Consider the following 23989-nt stretch of genomic DNA (forward strand, 5'->3'; position numbering starts at 1 on the left):
ACTTAATACAATTAGACGCTCACAATAAAAAAGGCTACTGCTCCTCAGTAGCCTTTCACTTTTACTCCATACGGACCAATTTAGGATAAAATCGGCCTAAAACATTTACTAAATCGGTTTGTGCGGCGATGACTGACTCAATATCTTTATAAGCATCTGGAGATTCATCCAATCCGCCACCAATAAGTTCTACTCCTGCATTTTTCAGGATAGCCTTCATTTCTGCCTTAGAAAAGGTTTCGGTTGCTTGTCGGCGAGACATTTTTCGGCCAGCGCCATGCGAGGCAGAGCCTAAAGCTGCGGCCAAGCCCTTACCTTCTACCAAAAAGGCGGGAGCCGTCATAGAACCAGGGATTACGCCTAGCTCGCCAGCAGCAGCGGGAGTTGCTCCTTTACGGTGAACAATTAGCTCCTTGCCATTATGGACCTCTTTCCAGGCGAAATTATGGTGGTTTTCCACTCGGACATAAGGTTGTAGCCCTAAGCCTTCTGCCATTCGGCGATGGATATGATGATGACAGGCCGAGGCATAATCACCAGCCATATTCATGGCCATCCAATATTCTTGACCTTCGGCCTCCTCCATATTGAACCAAGACAGATGCGCATATTCTTTAGGCAATTGGCGTTTTTTCTGAGCTAGGCGGCTATAATGATTCGCTAAAAAGGCCCCAAAACCTCTAGATCCGCTATGGGTTAAGAGGGTTAAGTAACGGCCTTTGGGCAAACCAAAACGCTCTGTTTCCAAATCTAAATAGCCCCATTCTACAAAGTGGTTTCCCCCACCAGAAGAGCCAATTTGGGCATAAGCCTTATCCTTCATTTTTCTTAGGATGGCCAATTGTCCAAATTCGGAGCGATCAAAGAAATCATCCCCTCTTTTGTTGTCTTCAAAAGTAGCTTTACCAAAGCGGCTATGTAGATTCAAGCTTTTTAGCAGCTGGGCTCTTTCTTTTTCCAGAAAATCGCTAGGGGCTTCAAAAATACTCATACACATTCGGCAACCGATGTCTACACCTACGGCATAGGGAATAATGGCATTTTCGGTAGCCAAGACCCCGCCGATAGGCAAACCATAGCCGTGATGGGCATCAGGCATAAGGGCGCCAGCTTTGGTAATGGGCAAACGCATAGCGTTTTTCATTTGGTCCAAAGCATTTTGAGCAATTTGTTCTACCCCAAAAATGGGGAAGTCTTTATCCACAAAATCATATTGGGGGACCTCCGCTTGATAGTCCAGTACTTTTAGGGCCAAGGGACCAAGAACCGCATCTTGTCGATAGGCCTCGGCATCTTTCCATAGCTTGGCCAAAAGGGCCATTTTTTCTTCTTTGGGCGTATACTTATAATGTTTCCCTACGGCCAACATGGCCATGCTTCTCAATACGGCATCTTTATATCCTAGAGCCGCAATTTCTTTTGATTTTAATTTTTCTTTCTTTGCCACGATATTATTTTTTATTTGACGGCTTGTTAAAGCCCCCCTTTGGCAAAAAAATTCCCTAGGCCTAAAAAAAAGTTAAATCTAATACCACTGCTAGCCTAAGCCAGCAATTGCTCTAAACGTAATTTCCACTTTTCCCAATCTGGCAGGAGCAAGGTCTGCAACTCAAAAAATGCCTGATTGTGATGAGGATGCAACAAATGACAAAGCTCATGTATAATCACATACTCGATGCAACGCTTAGGGGCCATAATCAACTCTGGATTGAGAATGATTTTCCCCTTAGGCGTACAACTCCCCCATCGACTGGGCATCTCTCTTAACTGTATGGCGCTTGGCCCTTCGTGAAAGGACTTAAAGCGCTGAATTAAAGGCGCAGCAATTTCTTTAAACTTATGATCGGCCCGCTCCCGATACCAAGCTAAAAGCAAGTCTTTTGCCTTGGCCTTCTCTTTAGTATGCACTTCTATATAGCGCCCCCGATACTTTACGCCCTGCTGCCCCTCCGAAAGGATGACTTTGAGCAAGTACTGCCGCCCCATATATAAATGCGTTTCCCCACTGACATAGGTCCGCTCTGTCCGCCTAGGATGAAAGGATAAAAAGTAACTCAATTGCTTGATGATCCAAGGCGCCCGCTTATGCACCTTCTCCCGAATTAGCGCCAAGGAGGTCTCTGGCGGCACCTTTACAATCACTTGCATTTCTGGCGTGACCGTTATCCCCAAAGATTTACGGTCCACATACTTGATTTCATAAGTGATCTGCTTGGAACCAAAGGCAATGACATCCGTCATGATTTATATCTCTTTTTGGCATTGGCAATAATACGATCTACTAAATGATCGACCTGCTTATAATCAGGCGATAAGCCCTCTGCCTCTAAACTATCAATTAAAATATCCCCTAAATCTCTAGACATTTCATTTTGTACATCCTGTTTTTGTACCCAATCCACGACAATCATATCCTTTATGAGCTGATCGCTAGTTAAGGCAAAAGCTAAGGCTAACTGTTGTTTTTTCTCTGCTTCTAGCTCCAAGGGGGCCAAGTTTTCTAACTCCTCCAAAGCCAAACCATAAAAGGCTTGTGCCTCCGAATGCCCAGCCAATGCCGCCGGCAAACTACTATCTTCCCGATTCAAGACCTTTTGCATCAGGTCCTTGAGCTTGTTGAGATATTGTAGTTCTGTCATTCGCTTTTCCTTAAAGTCTCGTATAGCCTCTTCTAACATCTCCGAGAATTTGCGGTAAAAAGCAGGATCCTCTTCTAGCCGCTCACTAATGTGCTTGGCCGTCCGAGAAGCTATTTTATCCGCCTTGGCCCGATCGCCTATAGTTTTTTCTACCTCTTCCTGAAAGGCCTCGGTATCAAAGATATCGACCATGCTTACAATTTGCTCTACTCCCGAACTACTGATGTGCTGATCGATCAACTTCTGTATCTGGCCCTCATAGCGCCTGTAATCTACCTGATCGGAATAGCGAGTGAGTACGGCCTTCCGCAGCTTTAAGAAAAAGGCTAAATCCTCCTTGTATTGGGCCAGTTGATTTTTAGGCTCCTCCTTATGAAAGGCAGCAGAAGATAAGGCCATTTTCAATGTCCGCGCATAAGCCCGCAGCTTATCATAAAAGCTGAGGCGAATGGCTTCATCTGCCAAAAGCTGTTGGTAAGCTTCTGCATCTCGCTTGTTTTTGACCGTTTTGAAAAGGTCCCAAAGCTCAGCATGCCGCTGCGGCAATTTGCCAATCTCTTCCTTAATATCGGTTAAGGTACCCTTCAAGTCATCAGGATCAAAGTCATCAAAGGAGGCGTAAATGGCCAAAGCATCATCTAAGGCTCCTAATACCCCATAGTAATCAATGATGTACCCATAGTCCTTGTCCGGATGGACCCGATTGACCCGCGCTATGGCCTGCAATAGACTATGATTGCGGAGGTTTCTGGTCAAATATAATACGGTATTCTGTGGCGCATCAAAACCAGTCAATAGCTTATCAACAACAATGATGATCTCAGGATGCTCCTCGTTTTTATAGCGATTGACGATGTTCTTCTGATAACGACTGGCATTTCCATGCTCTTCCATCATCCTTTTCCAAAAGGACTTTAGCCGATCAGAACTGGCCCCATAAGCACTATCTTCTCCCTCCCGATCATCTATGGCCGAGATGACGACCTCACTACTGACCCAATTGGTGGCATCCAAAAATTCTTTGTACTTGATGGCCGTCTCTTTGTTGGGAGCGACTAATTGCCCCTTAAAGCCCGTTCCCCGGAAGTTCTCTTTAAAATGCTTGGCAATATCCCAAGCCTGCGCATAAACCTTCTGATCCGCCTTATTGAGCTGATCCGCTCGACTAAATTTCTTTTTCAAATCCTTGCGCTCATATTCCGTTAAGGGCTCCGCAATCATCGAAAAGAAGTTATCTAAAGCGGCCGCATTTACGGTTTGGGCCGTATGCCGCCCCTCATAGAGCAAGGGCACAACTGCCCCATCCTTGACGGCCTGATCGACGGTATAATGATCGATCAAGGTCCCAAACTTGCTCAAGGTGTTTTTGTCTTTCTTGAATAAAGGAGTTCCCGTCAAGGCAATAAAGCAAGCATTGGGTAATACCCGCTCCATATTGACATTGAAGGTTCCATGTTGTGTGCGGTGGCCCTCATCCACCAAAACAAAGATATTGGGACTCTGCAAGGGCTGGCTCATTTTCTTTACTGCGGTCTCAAACTTATTGATGACCGTGGTAATGACCACATCCCCATCTTCTTCTAAGAGCCTCACCAACTGCTTGCCCGTCTTTGCATTCTCTACGGGCATCCCACATTTCTGAAAGGTTTTGGTGATTTGCTCATCCAAATCCGTGCGGTCCGTTACGAGTACGATCTTCGGATTCTTGATTTGTGGATCCATCACAATGGCCTGCGCCAATAGCACCATGGTTAGCGATTTACCCGAACCCTGTGTATGCCAAATCACGCCCCCTGAACGCTTGCCCGCCTGTATGGGCCGCAATTGCTCCATTGCCTTGGCCACCGCAAAATACTGCTGGTAGCGAGCTAGTTTCTTTACCCCATTGTCATAAAGAATGAAGTTGCGCACAAAGTCTAATAAACGCTCAGGCCGAAACAAACCATAAAGGTAGGCATCCTGCGGACTAGGCGCTATGGGCTCTGCCCCCAAAGCATCAAAGTACTGACGAACATAGCGATAGCGCTCCTCAAAAAGGGCATTTTTAGTTGCTTCGCTTAATGGGCGGTTCTTTAGGGCATATAGCTGCTGCTCATAGTCTTGCTTGGCCTGCGCATTGGCAAATTTCTCTTGCCAGTGCGACCAGAATTTCTCTGCGGTGCCATTGGTGGCGTACTTGCCCGAATTGGTCGAGATGCTTAATAAGATTTGTGCATAGACATACAAATTCCGTATCCCATCCTCTTGCTGATTGCGCAAATGCTGAGAAATGGCCTGCGCTATGGGCTGCTTCATATCGGGCCGCTTGCATTCTATGATGCCCAAGGGAATCCCATTGACAAAAAGGACAATATCTGGCCGATAATGATCCCGACGACCCGTACGCAAAACAGAATACTCTTCTGTTAGATGAAAACAGTTGCGCTCTGGATGCTCAAAGTCGATATACTTTAGGTTGTAGCTCTTTTTTTGGCCCGCTATGGATTGCTCTAAGGATATTCCCGCCGTCAATAGATCATAGAGCTTTTGACTAGCCGTAATATATCCCTCTGCCAAAGGCAAACTACTCAAGCGGCGAATGGCCTGCCCTATATTGGCCTCCGAAAAGTCTATTTGCTGGCCTGCCCGCTCTATCTTGTTGAGCCGCTTGAGCTGCTGCGCCAAGATGTTTTCTAATAATACGGTCCGATGACTGCCCCCTCTTGCTTGCAAACAAGCAGAAGGCGATAAATAACGGTAGCCCATATTGATTAGGAGGGCCAAGGCCGGTATTTGCGAGATATGATCTTCTTTAAAGGATGGTCTTTGCATTGTTCTTATGTTTAATGTTTGTCTGTAATGCGTTTTTCTATATGGCCGAAGCGCAGAGCTTTCATTTGGCCTAGCGATGTGCAGCAGTGCGGCGCAGCCGCAGACCAAGGCGCTGCAAGCGCCGCAGGGCCGAGCAGACCTGCGAGCTGCGAAACGTAGCGCCGCAAGGCGAAGCCGCAGCGGAGGCCCCTAAATAACAATAAACTCCCCCCCTTGCTGCCTAGGGACAAGCCCCTAGGCTAGCTTTTTCGGACAGCCCTCTAAAGAGGGCCTTGGGATAAAGCCCTTCTTGGCTATAACTATTTGGCAAGGCGACCTATATCATTTGAGGCCCTTTAGGGCTGACTGCAGATGGATTAGCCTAGGGGCTTGTCCCTAGGCGATGATTGGCAAAGCCTTCCTCCAAACAGCCCTTTCTTCCCCCCTCAATATAATAACATTTGCTAAACCAACCGCTTCCGCCCCATCAATAACTGCTGCATTAACCCCCGCTTTTGCAGACGATACTGCCCCAACTTGGCCCCCAATAAACTTAACTCCCGATCCGCAGTGTTTAATACCGCCGCAATGGCCTTTTGCTCAGGAAGAGGGGGAAGGGGGATTTTTAATGAAAAGAAACTTCCTTTATTCACATTTAGAAGTCCATCACCTCTAGCTCCTGAAGTAATAATTTGCTTCAACTGTTTATCTAAACCATGGTTTGAGAACCAATGCTGATAAAACATATTGTCAATATCTGCATCTACCTTAGCCCTAAAACTAATGTAAACAAAAGGTACTAGTGCTGAGTCGTATTTTCGTAATAGATAAACGCAGCCCATAGGATAAGTCTTTGAGTTTCCTTTGTTATATGCAAAATCCCCCTTTGTTAACAACCTGTATTTACTCAAGCTTTTTCCTGCAATAACTCTATCAAACTTACTACGCTGTGAGACAAATCCTATTTTTGCTGATATAGTTAGTGGTTCATGATCTCCGCCATCATTTATCTCCTTAATTTCTTCAAATACATCCCCCAACTTCACCCGCTCCCATTCCCCCGCAAAGCCCGGCAAACGCTGCCTGCCCGTCAACAACTGCTGCATTAAGCCCTTCTTTTGCTCCTCTTTTTGGGCAATCAAACGCTCTAATAGGGCAATGCCCCGATCCCATTGCGATAGACAGTCCGCTATGCGAGCCTGCTCAGGGAGAGGGGGAAGGGGGATTTTAATTTTTAAAAAGCTTTTTTTAGAGATATTCTTCATGCTATTGCTTGTACCTGTAGCTTTCATCTTTAATTTATATCGGTACAACCCAGAGTTTAACAGTAAATTCAAATGTTTTGAATTGACAATATCATGATTTAACTCAGTCATCCATAATCTATCTGGTAGATATAGGTTGTCATAAGACTGATGAATATATGCACAAGCACCAACCAAATTAGGCGCATTCATTCTGCTTATTAAAAGTTCTCCCCCCACAAGGGTTTGTTTAGCTCGTTTAAGCTCCTTTACCTTAGTTATAGCCTTGTTCTCTAGTGGATATAAAATACCTCCAAATACTGCACTAGTTTTTAGAACTCCTTTTTCATTTAAAGACGCAGGGTAATTTTCTGTATTTACAGAAACTCCTGACCTTAAATTTTTCACCACATCCCCCAACTTCACCACCTCCCAATCCTCAGGAATCAGTCCCAGCTTTGTTTGTTTATATTCCGTCTTCATCATAGTCCCAACTGTTTTAAATAGCCCTGCATCTCGGCTTCCACCGCCTTCAATTCTGCTTCTAGCGCTCCAATCTCCTTTTGCACAGCGGCCATATCTACGGGCGCTTCCTCCTCAAAGGTATCTACATAGCGGGGAATATTGAGGTTAAAATCATTCTCCTCGATCTCCTCAAAGCTGGCCAGATAGCTATATTTATCCTCAACTACCCCCAGGGCATAATCTCCAGCCTTATAGGCCCGATAAGTCGCCACGATTTTCTCTAGGTCTTGCTCGCCTAGGCGGTTTTGCTTTTTGCCGGCCTCAAAACCTTGACTCCCATCAATAAAGAGGACCGAGCGATCTGTTTGCCGGGCCTTGCTAAAGACCAGAATAGCGGCGGGAATCCCCGTTCCATAAAAGAGGTTGGCCGGCAAGCCAATCACGGCATCCAAGAGGTTCTCCTCAATCACTTGCTTTCTGATCTTGCCCTCCGAACTGCCTCTAAAAAGCACCCCATGCGGCACCACCACAATGGCCAGCCCCTTTTGCGCATAAGTCGACTCGATCATATGGCTAATAAAGGCCCAATCGCCCTTGCTCTTGGGGGGCAGTCCCCGCCAAAAACGATTGTAGGGATCGGCCTCCGCTTCTTCATATCCCCATTTATCCAAAGAAAAAGGGGGATTGGCCACCACCGTATCAAATTTCATCAGCTCATCCCCTTCCTTATGTTTGGGGTTGCGCAGGGTATCGCCCCAACGGATGGTCGCATCATCAAAGCCATGCAAAAACATATTCATAATGGCCATGGCCCAGGTGCTGCCATTGGCCTCCTGCCCATAGAGCGAAACATCCTTACTGCCCACCTCTTTAGCCGCCTTAATCAATAGAGAACCAGAGCCGCAAGTAGGGTCATAAATGCGGACCCCAGGCCCCTGCTTGCTCAATCGAGCCACCAAAGTAGAGACCTCGCTGGGGGTATAAAACTCCCCGGCCTTCTTGCCCGCATCTCCCGCAAAGTTCTGAATCAGATACTCATAGGCATCTCCAATCACATCATTGCCCTCCAAATGCTCCGGCCGCAGGTCCAGACTATTAAAGTCTTTCAGCAAATTCTTTAGGCGGACATTCTTATCTTTAACATCCCCCAAATTGCTGCTATTAAACGATACATTTCTGAATATTCCAGAGCCTTCTCCGCTCAGCTTTTCGGGATTCGCCTCTTCCAATTTCGCCAAAGCCTTATCAATCAACTCCCCAATATCTACTGCATTTCGCTGCTCATAGAGGTAGGCAAAATTACTTTTTTCGGGCAACTTAAAGCGCTCTCGCTCCATGGCCCGCTGCACTCGCTGCTCATTCCCCTCATATTTATCCATATAAAAGGCCCGTTTAGCATCATGCACCGAGCTCACATACTTCAAAAAGAGCATGGTCAGAATATAATCTTTATACTGGCTGGGGTCAATCACCCCTCTAAAGGTATCGCAGGCCTTCCAAACCACCTGGTTAATCTCTGCTGTAGTTAGTTTTTTACTCACTGTTTCTTGCTTTCTTCGGTCTATATATAATGCGCCTAAAGTAAGGCTTTCAGTAAGCTTGAGCAAGTTTTTTTTGAGGCGAGATGCTGCTGTTTTTTTTGGGGCCTCCGCTGCGGCTTCGCCTTGCGGCGCTACGCTTTGGGGCTCGCTATTCGCTCGGCCCTGCGGCGGCTTTGCCGCCTTGGTCTGGCCTGACGGCCACCCCGCCGCATCGCTAGGCCTGCGGCCCTTCGGGCCTGCTACATGGGGCTGTAGGTTAAAACCTACAGCCATACAACAAAAAACATCCTAGATACATAACGTGGAGGGTTAAAACCCTCCACAGCTTTTAACCATCCTCACAACTGCTGCATTTATGATTGAGGCAGCCTAGAACATGTTTATTTATGGAGGGTTTTAACCCTCCATACTATATTAAATGCATTCGTTAATTGGCTGTAGGTTTTAACCTACCTAAAACATGTTTATTTATGGAGGGTTTTAACCCTCTATACTATATTAAATGCATTCGTTAATTGGCTGTAGGTTTTAACCTACAGTATATTCCAGCCGCTACCCCCATCCCCTACAACAACCATCAACCGAAGCACAAAAAAGCCCCCTCGAAGGAGGGGGCGACCAATACCTTAGCCTAGGGCCTTGGCCCTAGGGGCATGTATCCTCTAGCCTATATCTCGGCCAAGATGGCCGAAGGCCAAAAGGCCCAGCGCTGCGGAGGGGTGGCCGAAGGCCAGACCGAGCGGGCAAAGCCCGCGAAGGGCCGAACAGTCTTGTGAGCCCCGCAGCATAGCGGCGGCCGACCTAGCCAAAGGCTAGCCGGCCGCGGGCCCCAAAAAATGGAGCATAAAAAAGAGAGAAAAAATAATATTTTTTTAGAGGGGTAATAAATGTCACAAACACAACAGACAACACAAGCTATGTGACAGAATGCAAGTAAAAATAAAACTTAACACCACATCGAGCAATACTAGCAAAACTTAATTCTACAAGAAAGCCGATATCAAAAAGAATCGGCCTAAAGAAGACCATTAACTTAAACAAAAATGTTGTCGTTTTATAAAAATGAACATTTGAAGGAGGGAACCAAAATCCCTAATTTTGCATCTAGTAGAACGTATTTTCTTATTTAACCTCCTTCCAGAACCAAAACCATGCAAAACACGCAATTATGGGCATTTATTTTGTTTCTTTTTTTTGGACAAAATAGTTGGGCCCAAAACTTTGATGATTACCGCTGTCTTAGATCCAGCGGTGAAGTTCCCGAACGATTTTCCTTAAGCTCGGCACAAAAGTACGAGCTAGGATTGGCCCAATTGGATGAGGGCCTAAGCAACAAAGACCGAAAAACCCAAGAAAAGTACCAGCAAAAGGCCATTTACACCATTGACGATTTGCTTCGTTCTGGTAAAGTATTATTTGGCACGCCCCTCAATGATTATGTCAATCGGGTGGGTAATCGTTTGTTGGAGCACACTCCTGAACTCAAAGGCAAGGTTGATTTTTTCATTATTCGCTCTTCTGCAGTCAATGCTTTTGCTACGGCAACGGGTTTGGTCTGCATCAATATGGGACTTTTGGCCCAATTGGAGAATGAGGCCCAACTAGCTTTTGTACTTTCTCATGAGCTCATGCACGTACAAAAGCAGCATGGTTTGAGTCAGTATGAAAAAGACATTGCCATTCTCAAGGAGAACCGTCAGCGCAGTCTTTTTAAGAAAACGGACTTTAACAGCGCCCTGCTTGAGTCTAACTCTTACTCTAGAGAACTAGAATTTGAAGCGGATAAGGGAGGCTTAGAAATTTTCCTCAAAACGCCTTATAGTGTAGATGCATTAGAGTCTTCTTTTCAGATGCTCTATTACTCTTATTTGCTTTATGACACGACTCGCTTTGATGTTAATTACTACAATGAGGGAAGTTGCCAGCTAGATCCTTCTTTATTTTTGGCTAAAGACAGCCTAAAGCATATTTCGGCTTGGGTAGATGACGCAGAAAACACAGATACCTTAAAAAGCACTCACCCCAGTACGCTTCGCCGTTGGGAGATTGTCAAGGAAGCGATTGCGGGCAAAACTGCTGGCGATAAATTGTTTATTGAGCCTCAGGCAGATTTTGAGCGCATGCGTAAAATAGCGCGCTTTGAATTGGCCAGCTACTACCTACATAATTTCCGTTTTGAGGATGCGCTTTATGTGGTCCAATTGCTACGCAAAGAAGAGCCCAACAGCCGCTACTTGAGAGAAGTGGAAGTACAGGCCCTACATGCTATTTCTCGTTTTTCTATGTATGAGTCTAGAAGCTTTCTCTCTAGTGACCATCGTCGTCAGCGAAAAATTTATCAGAATATTGAAGGCGGACAACAGCAAATTTACTTTATGAGCAGCAATCTTCGGACGGTAGAGCTAGCTGCTTTAGCCCTTTACAAGGCTTGGAAGCTGCATAAGGACTATCCAGAAGATCGTTACATCTTCGATTATTACCGCGATGCTATCTATGTCTTGCAACAGCATATTCCCAGCTTTGAGCAATTGCCCAAAGCCATGCAAGAGGCCGAAATTAAGGCCTATTTGGCCAAGGCCCCTGCAGCACAAGACTACTCTGTACCTAAGGTGACCAAAGATAGCCTTATCGAGGTGCTTCAGGATGCAAATATTGAGGTTCTTTTTGATAGCTACCGCAAAGAATATGGCTACAGTAATTTAGACCAAGGCTATAATCTTGCCCGTTATATTCTTTCGGACCTAATGCAAGATGAGGACTTTGAGGACTATTATAGCCGTACGGAAGATTATCATGAGGCGCAGGAAGAACGAGACTCGCTCTACAATGTAGAATCAGAACGCCGCAAAGCTGCCAAAGAAGAGGTAGATCGCAACTTGGGCATTGACTCTATTCTTTATGTCAATCCTTATATGTTGAGCTTGAAGCGCAAAAAGGTTTGGACGCACGATGATATTTCTATTGATTTTCAGAGTAACCATCAATTGCTTCAAAAATTTTATACTGAAGTACATAAAACTGCTGATCAAATTGGACTTTCTGTGCAAATCTTAGATACTAGAGAACTTGAGGAGTTAACTGCAGACCGATATGCTGATGTGGCGACCCTCAAAGATTGGATTCGTCTTCGAATGAATATTGAGGATCGCAATCACCCTGTATTTAACCAAAGAGAGGTGGATGAAATTTGTGCAAAGTATGGTAGTCCTTATATCGTAACAGGTGGTTATATGCAACAAAGCTATGATGGAAAAAGATTAGCTCGTCGTAGAAAAATCACCTATGGAGTTTACGGAGGCCTTGTTGCTAGTAGTGCGGCTCTAATGCTTACAGCCCCCTCTTCAACAAGCTCATCAGCCCAGGTAGGGATGTCTATTGCTGTAGTTTCAGGAGTAGGTCTGTTCTTTCAAGCGCTTCTCCATCCTATCAACAATGCTCGCGCTACAGGTAATCAGCTTTACTTCTCTACCATCTTCAACACTCAAAACTCTACTTATGAGACCTTAGGAGTCAATAGCAATGCACTACATAAAGGAGTTGGCAATATATCTAAATCTGTTAAAAAACAAATTCGTAAAGACCTCAAACGCATCAAAGCGGAAGATAAATAAGCTATTTATATGAAATCACTAATTTGCAGCTTTTTGCTGCTTTTCCTAGGGCTACAATTGCAGGCCCAAGATATATATTATCCAGATTTGGCTGCCTTTCTAAATAATGAGGGACAAAAAATTAGCAAAATTAAAAAAGCTAAATTCATCAATATTTATGAAGATTTTTTCCAGTATGAAGTTAATGCTCAACTGGAAAATGGAGACGAAGTAAAAAGTCTTTGGAATTTTCAAGGCCCTAGCTTTATCAAACGTGATGGAGATGTCTACTGCCTCAAGCGCACAAGAATGGGAACCTACGGAAGTACTTATGTTTATCAAGACGATATCTATAAGCTAAAAACTGTTGGCAACTTCTTCTATTTCCGCCAACCCAGTCAAGGACATTTGTTTCTAGAGGAATTTAAGACGAAATATCAATATAGAATCAAAACAGATCGAAACGAGGAATATGTAGCTATGTTGATAATGGGAGCAAATAAAAACTACTGGGGGCTCATCAACCAAAATTACATCATGAACAGCCTTGCTAATATGGCGGAAACGAATAACATCAGTGCAGATCTTTACCGCCACTGCCGCAAGTTTGTAGAAGACAAAGCAGAGCATGAAGGTATTGAGTATAGCGAAGCCTCTTTCAGCATGAAAGAATTCGAAAACATCCTTTACCAATACGAAAGAGGAGAACTCTAATGCTGAATTTAAAGCGCCCTCAGGGGCGCTTTTTTTGTCTATAGTATAGACAAAAAAAGCCTCTTTTAAATCAGTTTATTATCTTCCAAAGAAAAAGATGAAATACCTTGTACTTTTTCTGTGCTTCATTAGTAACTTATCCCTAAAAGGCCAACCTTTACGTGCCTATGAGAAAGCCGCCCAAGCGGCCTTGGAGCGGACAGATTATTACAATGCCATTTATTACTATGAGGCCGTTTTGCAGAGCAAGCAAAAGCCGGCCGTTTATTGGAACTATGCCCAGGCATTGGCGGGAGCTTTTGCGCATGAGCAGGCCGCCCAGGCCTATGCCCAAGCAGAGGAACAAGCGGCAAATTATCCCAACTTCTATTATTGTTATGGCTTGAGTTTGCAGCAGTCGGGCCAATATGAGCAGGCGCAAGCCATCTGGGAAAAGCAAGAGCTGGGGCCGCTTTCGCCCTATGAGCGGGCCCATATTCAAGAGTGTTTGAAGGGCCTAGAGATGATCGGCCGCCAGGCAGAAGACCAAAGTTGGGACTGCCAAAATATGGGGCCTAAAATCAATGGTCCCTCGGCAGATTATGCAGCTTATCCAGACAGTCTGGGCCGCCTCTTCTTTTCCGCTCTCCGACAAGCCGATGCCCAAGCCCCCTTTGAGAGCCAACTCTATAGCCAGCGCGAAAAGGAGCAAAAAGCCCAGCGCTATTGGGCTATCCGCTCGGAGCAGCCCTTAGGGGCCAGTTGTTGGGGGGCGCATTATGGCATCCGCTACCTCAGTGTAATAACAGATAGTACGAGCTATTTGGCCTATAGCTATCGAGAGGAAAATGGCCGTTTTTCGCCCCCAAAAGCCTTGGGGAATTTACCGCCTAGGGTCAGTCAGCCGCATTATTGGGCTTTGGGGCCAGATTCGGGTTATTTATACTTTGTGCATCGCTCCGAAGAGCAGCAGGAAGATATCTGGCGGGCCAAGATCAAAGCAGATAGCATCGTCTTAACGGCCGTCCCTTTGGGGCCAGAAATCAATAGTATGGGCCGAGAGCTCTCGCCTTTTCGGCGGGGCGACAGCCTGTTCTTCGCCTCTGATTTTTGGGCGGGCTATGGCGGGCTCGATATCTTTTGCGCTATTGGCGATACGGTATTTAATCTGGGGGCGGGCCTCAATTCGGCGGCTCATGAGCTCTATTTCTATTTGGAGCCAGGCGATAGTACGGGCTATTTTGCCTCTAATCGCAAGGGCTCGCAACAGCTCAAGGAGGCCGTTTGTTGCACCGATATTTATCGTTTTGAGAGCCAGCGCTTTTTGCCCCCAGTAGTTGTGGATACGCCCTTAGTGGTCCAGCTCGACAGTCCACCTCCCGCTCGCCCGCCCTATGAAGAGCTGCTGACCAGTTTGCAGCAGCAACTGCCCATTGCCCTTTATTTTCACAATGATGAACCCGATAGTAATAGCTTAGCCATTGTTTCTAGCCAAACTTATCGACAATCTTGGGATAGTTATCAGGCGCTTTTTCCGCTCTATCGACAGCAGAATGCCAGTAGCTTGGCCCATTGGCAAAACTTTGAGGCCCAGGCTAAGGCCCAATATGCTCAGTTGGATAGTTTTGAGCGGCAGCTATTGCGCTTATTGCAGCAGGGCTATCGCTTAGAGGTAGCCATTCGGGCCTATTGTTCTCCCCGCTCTTGGACGGATTACAACTTTAATTTGGCCCAAAGGCGAATTGATGCTTTGCTCAAGGATTGGGAAAGCGGGCCCTTAGCGCCCTATTTGGCCCAGGAGCAGCTGCGTTTAGAGTGGTTGCCCCTAGGCGAGAGTCGAGCCCCAGCAGGCGTCAACGATCGTTTTGATCAGCCCCGATGGTCCATTTTCTCGGCAGCTGCCGCCGCCGAGCGGCGCTTAGAAATAGAGTTCGTTTCCCTTAAAAAATAATTTTTCCGATATGTTGCCGCATTAAAAGCTTACTTTTGAGCTTTGCCATTTATTTCAACCAAGCTTTATTTTACTATGCGCTGGATTAGTCTCTGTATTTTCATGGGCCTCCTACTCCCCTCTTTGTGGGCCCAAGATACCCAAGAAATTCGAGGTCGAGTTATCGACAAAACGAGTAAGCAGCCTTTGGTAGGGGTTACCGTACTCTTGTTTGAGAGTGAGCCCACCTTGGCCACCGTCACGGACTTTGATGGTTTTTATAAGATAGAGGTCCCCTTGGGCCGCCAACAGATTGAAGCTCGCTATTTGGGCTATGAGCCCTTTTTGAGCAAACCCATTATTATTTCTGCAGCCAAGGAGATTAACCTTGATATTGAAATGCTAGAGACAGTCCAAGAAACGGGACAGGTCACGGTAACTGCTGCCGCAGCCAGCAGTGGAAATGAAGCCATCAATGAGCTCTCCGTCGTCAGTACCCGCTCTTTCTCAGTAGAAGAAACTCAGCGCTATGCCGCTTCGATCAATGACCCTGGGCGGATGGTTATGGCCTTTCCAGGCGTACAAGCCAATCAAGATACCGAAAACGATATCATCATCAGAGGAAACTCTGCGGTGGGTGTCCTCTGGCGAGTAGAGGGCCTTGATATTGCGAACCCTAGCCATTTTGCTCGTCCAGCCACTACGGGTGGAGGGATTACCGTCTTTAGCGCTTCTCTATTGAGCAATTCCGACTTTAGCACAGGGGCCTTTGCCGCAGAATATGGCAATGCCTTTTCGGGTGTTTTTGATGTGCGTTTCCGCAAAGGAAATCTAGAGAAAAGAGAGTATACTTTTCGGGCGGGAGTTATTGGGATTGACTTTGCCGCAGAAGGCCCCATTAAAAAGGGCCGCAGCTCTTATTTGATTAACTACCGCTACTCTACCTTGGGAATTTTGGCCCAAGCAGGTTTGCATGTCGTTCGAGAAAATGTATCAAATACCTTTCAGGACCTTTCTTTCAACCTCTATTTTTCTGGCCCTAAGAACAAAGATCGCTTTACCATCTTTGGGATGGGCGGCCTCAGCCAAGAATATTGGTGGATGTTGCCTACGGACCGCTGGCAAAATAGCTTGGACTATGTTTGGGATGCCAATACTAGTAATCTGGGCGTTTTGGGAACCACCTACACTCGTCTGATTGATGATAAATCCTTCTTTAAAATGTCTGCTGGCGTAGGAACCAACTACCTTAATGACTATCAGGTAGAGCCCACCATTGCCGCCGACTCAACTTATTGGTTGGAACGCAATAACTTCTTAACCACTAAATTTAGCTGGCATGGAGTATATAGCCGCAAGATCAACCGCAAGCTCCGCCTCAAAGCGGGACTCATTAGCACCTATTACCTTTGGGATTTGGAGTATGGCCTCTTTCAGGGAGATAGCCTAGGCTACCAAAACTATTTGGGCCAATTTACACCTGGTCCCCGCCGCCCCTTGACAGAAGCCTATTTTGATCCCGATCAAGTGGGCGATATCCCCACCCTAGAAGGCGAAGGCGAACTAGGGAGCACCTTTAGTCAACAAGCTTATTCTCAGGCCAGCTATCATGTCAATGAGAAGTTTACGATCAATGCTGGGGCTCATTTCCTCTTCTTGGCCCTAAATGCTGATTGGGCCCTAGACCCAAGGCTTTCTATGCGCTATACGCTAAGCCCCAACACCAAATTTACCTTCGCTTACGGTCTACACAGCAAGATTCAACCTTTTGGCACCTATATGCTTAGCTTTGAAGGGAGCGACGGACAAATCTACCAGCCCAATAAGGACCTTAAATTTACAAGAGCCCATCATCTTATTGCTGGAGTGGAGCAAATGCTTACGCCCAAGCTTCGCTTGCAGGTAGAAGGCTATTTTCAGCAGCTCTTTAATGTGCCCATTTCTACCGATCCAAACAGCAACTTTTGGTTCTATAACCTTCGAGATAATTACGGAACCATTCCCATGACTTCTGAAGGCAAAGGCCAAAACTATGGGGTAGATCTTACCCTAGAGCAGTTCTTTGGCAAAGGCTTTTTCATGCTCTTTACGGCCTCAGCCTTCCGCTCTACCTTCAAGGCTTGGGAGGAGGATTATCGCCCTGCCCGCCTAGATAACCGCTTTTCGACTAGCTTGATGGCTACCAAAGAGTTTATCTTCAAAAATGGCGGCGTGCTGCAATTGGGTGTAAAAACCTTTTTTCGCGGTGGCTTGCATCATCAAGAGGCCGACCTAGAAGCTTCTCGCGAGCTGGGCGCTTTTGTAGAGGACCAAGAAGCCGCTTTTGATGCCAGCTTCCCACCTTACTTCCGCCTCGACACGCGTATTGCCTACCGCAAAGACCATAAAAACTTTTCTTATACACTTGGTCTCGACATTCAAAATGCCACCAATAAAACAGATAACTGGCGTGCGGTAGAATATGACCGAAATATTCAATCTATCGTCCTTGATCCCAATTCGGGCCTACTCCCCGTTTTGAGTTTTCAGATCGATTTTTAGGGGCCTCCGCAGCTTTGCTGCGGCGCTAGGTTTCAGGGCTCGCAGGACTGCTCGGCCCTTCAGCCGCCTTTGGCGGCTTCGGTCTGGCCCTGCGGGCCACCCTTCCACAGCGCTAGGCCTTGCTGCGCTTGGGGCATTTAGCCCCCGCGCGCAGCCTATTTTCCCACTTCCTCAACTTTTACTCATGACTAGAGAAGAATTAACTCAGGCCCTCAAAGAGATTATGGCCCCTTATGTTCAGGACCAAGCTGCTTTTGAACAGGCTCAAGAAGACACCCACCTCATGAACGATTTAAAAATCAACTCCCAGCATTTGGTAGACATCATCCTAGATGTAGAAGATGCCTTTAACATTGAAATTGATGATGAAGCCGCCGAAAGGATGATGACCGTAGGCGCTGCCCTTGATATTATTCAGGAGCTAACTACTGCTTAAGATGCTAGGAACCGATATCGTACAGCTTAGACAACTAAGGCAAGATCGCTGGTCCAGACGAATAGATAAAATCTGTTCTAAGGAAGAACAAAAATGGCTGGGGCATATGCCCCAGCCATTTTTGGCTTTTGCCCAACTCTGGGCCTTAAAAGAGGCCGCTTATAAGTTGGGCTTGCGTTTGGGGGCTCCTCTAGGCTATTACCCCAAAAAGATAACAGTAGAAGAATTGGAGCTGGGCTATTTTTTCTGTTCAGCTTGGTCCATTTACCTTCAGTTGGAGATGGCCGAAGATTATATTTGGGCGCAGGCGGCCCCAAGCCGCTCAGACTTGGCCCGTATTCAGGCGAATATTTATTATTGGCCTCAATGGGCAGAACAGCCAAGGCAACGTTCCTCCGCTTTGCGGCAACTGATTGGACAAAATTTAGGTTTGGGCCAACTGATAAAAGATGAGAAAGGCCTGCCCTTCTGGAAAGAAGAGGCAGGCCCAAAGATACCTTTGAGTCTAAGTTATGATGGACCTTGGGCTAGTTGGGCCAAGGTAAGTCCTTCTGTCGCTCATAATTTTTAATGCGTTTTTGTTCCTCTGCCAACCATTTATAATACTCATTAGCTGGTTTAAAGGCATTTAAGAAGTATGCCTCCCTAGCTCTAGTTTCTGCATTGGCCAAATGGCCTTTTTGTTCCTCATACACAGCTAGATTAAAGAGTAATGGGCCACGAAGTTTAGCATCATTAGTTTCTAGATTTTTTTGCCAAATAGCAGCGGCCCCCTCCCAATCTCCTAACTTAACCAATTTGTAGGCGGCCTTCATATCTTTATGGCCCTTAACATAAATTTGTCGCCTTTTTTGGACCATTGTGCTACAGATGCGCATAGCATAGCTACGCCCTAAACGATATCCCTGCGCCTTCATTTTTTTATTTTTGAAGGGTGTAACGATTTGACCAAGCACACCATAATCTGCATTTGAGTCTCCAGAAAAATTTTGGTCAAAGCGCCAAATATCTACAACTTCTTTGGCCCTTAAATCATAGAGCCTCCAGCAAGCAACTAATTGAATTTTACGCCCTGTTGAAGAGCGAGAGGTTTGTCCAACGCCCGAATTCCACGAAGATTCACTATAAGAATCATATTCCTCGCTATCGAGCATCTCTAAACTGGCCAATAATTGACCTTTTTTGGCCAAGGCCTTTAAAAAGGTATCAGGTAAAGGCGGAGGAACATCTTCAGATAAATACAAGCGGCCATAGCTAGTGTCTAGCCGTTGATAGTTTCGTTTTCGCTCTTCAATAATAGCTTCTTCAAAGCCTTGCATAGCCCCTTTGGCTGCTTGACGATCTTGGCCTACTGTTTCACCAGAAGCTAGGCCTTCTAGAGAGTTGATTATAAGCTGCTTGCCTGAATTATTGGCAAAAGCTCGGTTCCAAACAAGAAGTTGATTTAAACTGTCTGGAACATAGAGATCAGGGCAACGCATTTGGTAATAACTGATTTTCTTTTTAGTGCTACAACTGCCCAAACTAAATAGGCTAAGAGAGAGCAAAAGAAATACGATCTTTTTCATTTTTAAAGTTTAACCACCCCATGAGCAAAAAGCACTCTTAGAGATGAGGAGGAGGTAAAGGCCCAGCGCTGCGCAGGGGTGGCCCGCAGGGCCAGACCGAAGCCGCCAAAGGCGGCTGAAGGGCCGAGCAGACCTGCGAGCCCTGAAACCTAGCGGCGGCCGAGCTAGCCGAAGCCTAGCTGGCCGCGGGCCCAAAAATAATGATTTAGAAACAGCCAGAAAGGGCTTCGTGTCGGATAATTAGGCCCAAATGGTGAATATTTTGGACCAACTCGCTTTGTAGAGAAATACTTTTGGGGAGGTAGAGTAACTCCAGCTGTTGTAGCTGTTTAAGTTCTTCAAAACTTTGTAATTCAGGACATTGGCTAAGGTCTAAAAGGCGCAAATTGGGGAGGGGGTTAAGGTTTTTGAGGTTGATGAGTTTGGGCGCCTTGATATAGAGTTTTTCTAATTTTTCGAGGGCGGGAATTTGCCCTAGACCTTGGAGGGCAATGGAGGAGAGTTCTAGGCTCTGTAGATTGGGGAATTGGGCTAGCGTTTTAAGATTTTGGAAGTTGGTTGCGGCCAACTCTAGTTGTTGGATTTGCTTAGGCAGATGTTGGATGGGAAAAGCCGTTTCCTGTTGGCAGGCAAAAAACTGCAGGGCTTTTAGTTCGGCCAAGCTTTCTGTCTGGCTAAGTTCGGGCGTTTTAATTTTCAGCCAGCGCATAGCTTTAAAGCGAGCCAATAAGCGGGCGTCAATTCGGTTCGCTTTAACATTCAGTTCGAGTTCTTGCAGTTGTTGTAGATGGACAAGACTGTTCATATTTTGGACCTCATCGGCTAGGAGGCTCAGTTTTTTGAGGCGACTGAGTCCAGCTAGGGGGCGTAAATCGAGATCAGATTGTTCGGCTTTCAGGCTTAGCTCTTCGAGTAGAAAGAGGCTATTGATGCCTTGGGTGCTTCGGAGGTCGCTGATGTGTAAGCTAAGTTTCTTAATTTTGGGAAGTTGGATCAGGCGGTCTAAGTCTTTAATTTTTTGGGCCTGAATATGCAGTTCCTGCAGTTGGGTCTGGCCCTCTAGCAGTTGTAGGGGAAACTCTTGTTCTTGAGCAAAAGCCAATTGGAGTTTCTTTAATTTTTTGGGTAAAAAGAGTAATTGTTGCAGATGCAATTCTGTTAGGCTTAGCTCTTCTAAGTTCGTCAATTGACGAAGACCATTAAGATTTTCGAGTTGGAGGCCTCTGCCGTGCAAGCGTTTGAGCAGGGGCAGGCCGCTTAGGCCCGAAAGGTTTTTTAGGGGCACGGCATAGAAAGGGCCCGTTTTGCAGGCATCATCTTGAGAGAGATCCAGTTCTTCTAGGCGCATAATCTGTTCAATCTCCGCTAGGCTCGCCTCGCTATACGCTTGTTCAATTGGTTTGAGTAGGACCATCTGGTTATAAAAGGCTTTCCATTCGGGCTGAAGTGCATTCCACCAAAGGAAAAGAGATTCGGCCTGTTTTACTTTAGAGGCATGCGGCAATTCTAGATGCGAGTTAGTATTCTCGGTCTTATCCTCCGTTTTGGGCTTTGTTGTTTCATTTTCTACATCAGGGTTGCCAGGGATAGTTGGGATAGGGACCAATTTTTCCAGTCCGCCGCCATAGGTCCAAGCAATTAGTCCTTTTTGGGTTTCTACCTCTAGCCAATAATGGGGAAGTTTTTGGCCACGGATACTAATAGTTTCCTTGTTTGGGCTTCTTCGGCCCGTAAAGCGGACCAGCTCCCCTACTTGTAATTTGGCCACTACACTAGCCTTTAAATTGCCTTGACTTCTTAGGCGGAGATTAGACAAGAAGCAACGATACTGGGGGCGGATGGCTTCGGTACTCAAGTCTTGTTTATGTAGCCAACCTCTTCGGCCAGATTGATTTTCGATGGCAACAAAGTCGCCTTCTTCTTTTTGCAGAGGATATAATAATTCTCCTTGTAGGAGAAATTCGACCATAGCGCTTTCAGCTTCAGGCTCATGTAGCAGGGGGGCCGCCACTTTATTGTAAAGGATATCTTGGGCATTGGCAGTCCAAAAAATTAGCATACTCAACAAAAGGAATAAAGAAGAAGTAGGAGTGAGCGACATAAGAGATTTTTTGATTAAAAGCCGAGCTTCAAAGGGCTCAGCTCAAGTTGTTTTGCTTCTTCAAGATGCAAAAAAACTTTTAATTTTTGAGCTAGCCCACTCCAATAATCCATATAGTTAGCGGTAACTTATTCTTTTTTTTTGCTATTCAAAGCTTTTCTTTTATGAGGGAAAATAATATTAAACAAGCTGCTTCTAGGATATTATTGGGCCCCTAAGGGAAGCTATTACTCCATGAATTCCACTCATTTCCCTGGCCAATATTTTAAGCTTTTTTAACTATTTGGGCCTTTAAGGCAAGCGGGATTTTAAGTTGGCCTAAACTGACTAAACAAAAACTTAAAACAAGGGCTGCGCCCAAAATAGCGGGGCTTTTTTGTATTTTCGGCCCGAAACAGCCAAAACATCATGAACAAACCACAGCTTTTTATACTTGCCCTCTTTCTTTTGCTATTGGGCAGTTGTCAGTCCTACCAGCACTTTGTCAAAGAAGAGGGACAATATTATCAGCTCAACAGCAGTGAGCACCAAGAGGCGGATAGCAGCACTGCGGCTATTTATGCTCCTTACAAAAAACAATTGGAGGCCAAGATGAATGAGCAATTGGGCCAATTGGATGTAGATCTCATCAAGGAACAGCCAGAGTCTAACATGGGGAATTTCACGGCTGATATGGTCGCCGTCCAAGCACAATTATATACTGGTCAAAGTATTGATTTTGCGGTCCTCAATTATGGTGGGCTTCGCCTGCCCTCTATTCCCAAAGGCCCACTCAAAAAAGGCAAAATCTATGAGCTCCTCCCCTTTGACAATATGATTGTCGTGGTTGAGCTTAAAGGCAGCGAATTGCCTGCCCTCTTTGAGCACATCTGCATGAAGGGCGGTTGGCCGGTTAGCGCTGCGGTTCGGATGCAGATGGACGACGAGTTTGCACCCCATAATATTAGCCTAGAAGGTCAAGCCATTGTTCCCGATCAGAACTATCGCATTGCCACTATTGATTATTTGGCCAATGGAGGCGATAATTGCAGCTTCTTTAAAGGCAAAAAACGCTATGAAACGGGGAAATTTCTCCGAGATGCAGCCATAGAATACATCTCTGCCCAAACGGCCAAAGGAAAAACTATTAAGGCCCGAAAAGAAGGCCGAATCAGCCAAAAAAAATAAGCGCATGAACTACAATAGAAGAAAATTCTTGGGCCGCTTGGGCCAATTTGGTCTTTTGGCTGGAACAAGCCTGATTCTCCCCTCTTCCCTCAAAGCTTTTCATGGCCAACTTTTGGCCCAAAGCGATGAAGCCCCAGAACTCATCAAACTAAGCATTTTGCACACCAATGATGTGCATAGCCGCATCGAACCTTTTCCTATGGATGGAGGCCGCAACCAAGGCAAGGCAGGCGCCGCCCGTCGGGCCGCCCTCATCCAAAAAATTCGTCAAGAGGAAGAACATGTCCTTTTGCTCGATGCTGGCGATATGTTTCAAGGTACCCCCTATTTTAATTACTTCAAAGGCGAGCTCGAACTCAAATTGATGTCGAATATGGGCTATGAAGCGGGCACTTTGGGCAATCACGATTTTGATGCGGGCATCGAAAACCTAGAGCAGCAACTAAAGGCCCATGCCAATTTCCCGATCCTCAACTGCAATTACAATTTTGAGGACACCCCCATGCAAGGCCTCGCCAAACCCTATACGATTATCAAAAAAGGAGCACTCAAAATTGGGCTCACAGGGGTTGGCATTGAGCTAGATGGCCTAGTGCCTGGTCCACTTTACGGCCAAACCCAATATCAAGACCCCCAAAAGGCCCTCAACAAAATGGCTCGTTTCCTCAAGGAAGAGAAAAAATGCGATTATGTCATTTGCCTCTCTCACCTCGGTTATAGCTATAAACACAACAAGATTTCAGACCTCGTTTTGGCCCAAAATTCAGAGGCAGTAGACCTCATTATTGGCGGACACACCCACACTTTTCTAGAACAACCCACTTTGGTCAAAAACCCCAAAGGCGAAGAAGTACTGGTTTCTCAAGCAGGCTGGGCAGGCATCGTCCTTGGCCGCATCGATGTCTATTTTGAACCCTCCAAAAAGAAGAAATGTATTAGCTGCCAAAATACAATTATTGACTAGTATAAGGATTTGGGGCCTCCCGCCTGCGGCGGGCGCTACGTTTCGCAGCTCGCTCTTCGCTCGGCCCTGCGGCGGCTTCGCCGCCTGGGTCTGGCCTTCGGCCACTGCTGCACATCGCTAGGCCAGTCGCTTCGCTCCTCTAAACAGCCCTTGACCAATGAAACAAAGTAAATCCTTTGTTTAAATAAGTTCTAAATCAATTGCCTGTCATCGCTAAGGCATTTTTAGCAAAAAATCAATTTTTTTCTTTGTCTTTTTTTCTCGACCTTAGCCCTTCCCGGCTCAAGGCCTAAAGCCTTTTTCCTCCCCCATTTCATTTA

General features: G+C 46.0%; 15 protein-coding genes. 8 read left to right on the forward strand and 7 right to left on the reverse strand.

Annotation, left to right across the window (positions count from 1 at the left end; genetic code table 11):
* Window positions 1-61 precede the first annotated feature (61 nt).
* The 5 genes from PPO43_RS15925 to PPO43_RS15945 form a co-directional block, all read right to left on the reverse strand.
* Window positions 62-1447 (reverse strand): RtcB family protein, encoded by a 1386-nt coding sequence (locus PPO43_RS15925; RefSeq protein WP_272619613.1) that lies wholly within the window; start codon window positions 1445-1447, stop codon window positions 62-64.
* A gap of 95 nt (window positions 1448-1542) precedes the next feature.
* Complete coding sequence (locus PPO43_RS15930; RefSeq protein ID WP_272619615.1) at window positions 1543-2241, reverse strand: M48 family metallopeptidase; 699 nt, start codon at window positions 2239-2241, stop codon at window positions 1543-1545.
* Window positions 2238-5450 (reverse strand): type I restriction endonuclease subunit R, encoded by a 3213-nt coding sequence (locus PPO43_RS15935; RefSeq protein WP_272619617.1) that lies wholly within the window; start codon window positions 5448-5450, stop codon window positions 2238-2240. Before PPO43_RS15935 ends, PPO43_RS15930 begins: the two co-directional genes overlap by 4 nt.
* Before the next feature lie 443 nt (window positions 5451-5893).
* Window positions 5894-7159, reverse strand: coding sequence for a restriction endonuclease subunit S (locus PPO43_RS15940; RefSeq protein ID WP_272619619.1), 1266 nt, complete (start codon window positions 7157-7159; stop codon window positions 5894-5896).
* A complete protein-coding gene (locus tag PPO43_RS15945; protein ID WP_442985465.1) occupies window positions 7156-8679 on the reverse strand; it encodes a type I restriction-modification system subunit M in 1524 nt (507 codons plus the stop codon). The genes PPO43_RS15940 and PPO43_RS15945 overlap by 4 nt, the downstream gene beginning before the upstream one ends.
* Before the next feature lie 1151 nt (window positions 8680-9830).
* Here PPO43_RS15945 and PPO43_RS15950 point away from each other — a divergent pair.
* The 6 genes from PPO43_RS15950 to PPO43_RS15975 all read left to right on the forward strand — a co-directional run bounded on the left by PPO43_RS15950 (window position 9831) and on the right by PPO43_RS15975 (window position 18440).
* The gene (locus PPO43_RS15950) at window positions 9831-12290 is read left to right on the forward strand and encodes a M48 family metallopeptidase (RefSeq protein ID WP_272619623.1); all 2460 of its coding nucleotides are present in this window, start codon (window positions 9831-9833) and stop codon (window positions 12288-12290) included.
* A 9-nt stretch (window positions 12291-12299) separates the two neighbouring features.
* A complete protein-coding gene (locus PPO43_RS15955) occupies window positions 12300-12983 on the forward strand; it encodes a hypothetical protein (protein WP_272619625.1) in 684 nt (227 codons plus the stop codon).
* Between the two features lie 97 nt (window positions 12984-13080).
* Window positions 13081-14913, forward strand: coding sequence for a cell envelope biogenesis protein OmpA (locus tag PPO43_RS15960; protein WP_272619627.1), 1833 nt, complete (start codon window positions 13081-13083; stop codon window positions 14911-14913).
* Window positions 14914-14988: 75 nt separating this feature from the next.
* Window positions 14989-17433: a TonB-dependent receptor gene (locus PPO43_RS15965; RefSeq protein ID WP_272619629.1), complete on the forward strand. Its 2445-nt coding sequence runs from the start codon at window positions 14989-14991 to the stop codon at window positions 17431-17433.
* 184 nt (window positions 17434-17617) lie between these two features.
* Complete coding sequence (locus PPO43_RS15970; RefSeq protein ID WP_272619631.1) at window positions 17618-17869, forward strand: phosphopantetheine-binding protein; 252 nt, start codon at window positions 17618-17620, stop codon at window positions 17867-17869.
* A gap of 1 nt (window position 17870) precedes the next feature.
* Window positions 17871-18440, forward strand: a complete 570-nt coding sequence (locus PPO43_RS15975; RefSeq protein WP_272619633.1) for a 4'-phosphopantetheinyl transferase family protein — start codon at window positions 17871-17873, stop codon at window positions 18438-18440.
* Here the strand turns inward: PPO43_RS15975 and PPO43_RS15980 are convergent.
* Window positions 18397-19437, reverse strand: coding sequence for a DUF6340 family protein (locus PPO43_RS15980; RefSeq protein WP_272619635.1), 1041 nt, complete (start codon window positions 19435-19437; stop codon window positions 18397-18399). The genes PPO43_RS15975 and PPO43_RS15980 overlap by 44 nt on opposite strands.
* A 205-nt stretch (window positions 19438-19642) precedes the next feature.
* Window positions 19643-21538, reverse strand: coding sequence for an SH3 domain-containing protein (locus PPO43_RS15985; protein WP_272619637.1), 1896 nt, complete (start codon window positions 21536-21538; stop codon window positions 19643-19645).
* A 408-nt stretch (window positions 21539-21946) separates the two neighbouring features.
* Here PPO43_RS15985 and PPO43_RS15990 point away from each other — a divergent pair, with 408 nt between their 5' ends.
* Both PPO43_RS15990 and PPO43_RS15995 read left to right on the forward strand, forming a co-directional pair.
* Complete coding sequence (locus tag PPO43_RS15990) at window positions 21947-22705, forward strand: 5'-nucleotidase C-terminal domain-containing protein (protein WP_272619639.1); 759 nt, start codon at window positions 21947-21949, stop codon at window positions 22703-22705.
* 4 nt (window positions 22706-22709) lie between these two features.
* Window positions 22710-23669 carry a bifunctional metallophosphatase/5'-nucleotidase gene (locus PPO43_RS15995; protein ID WP_272619641.1) on the forward strand — a complete coding sequence of 320 codons (960 nt, stop codon included), beginning with the start codon at window positions 22710-22712 and terminating at the stop codon, window positions 23667-23669.
* The last annotated feature ends 320 nt before the right edge of the window (window positions 23670-23989 follow it).

This window comes from Saprospira sp. CCB-QB6 (assembly GCF_028464065.1).
Lineage (GTDB): Bacteria > Bacteroidota > Bacteroidia > Chitinophagales > Saprospiraceae > Saprospira.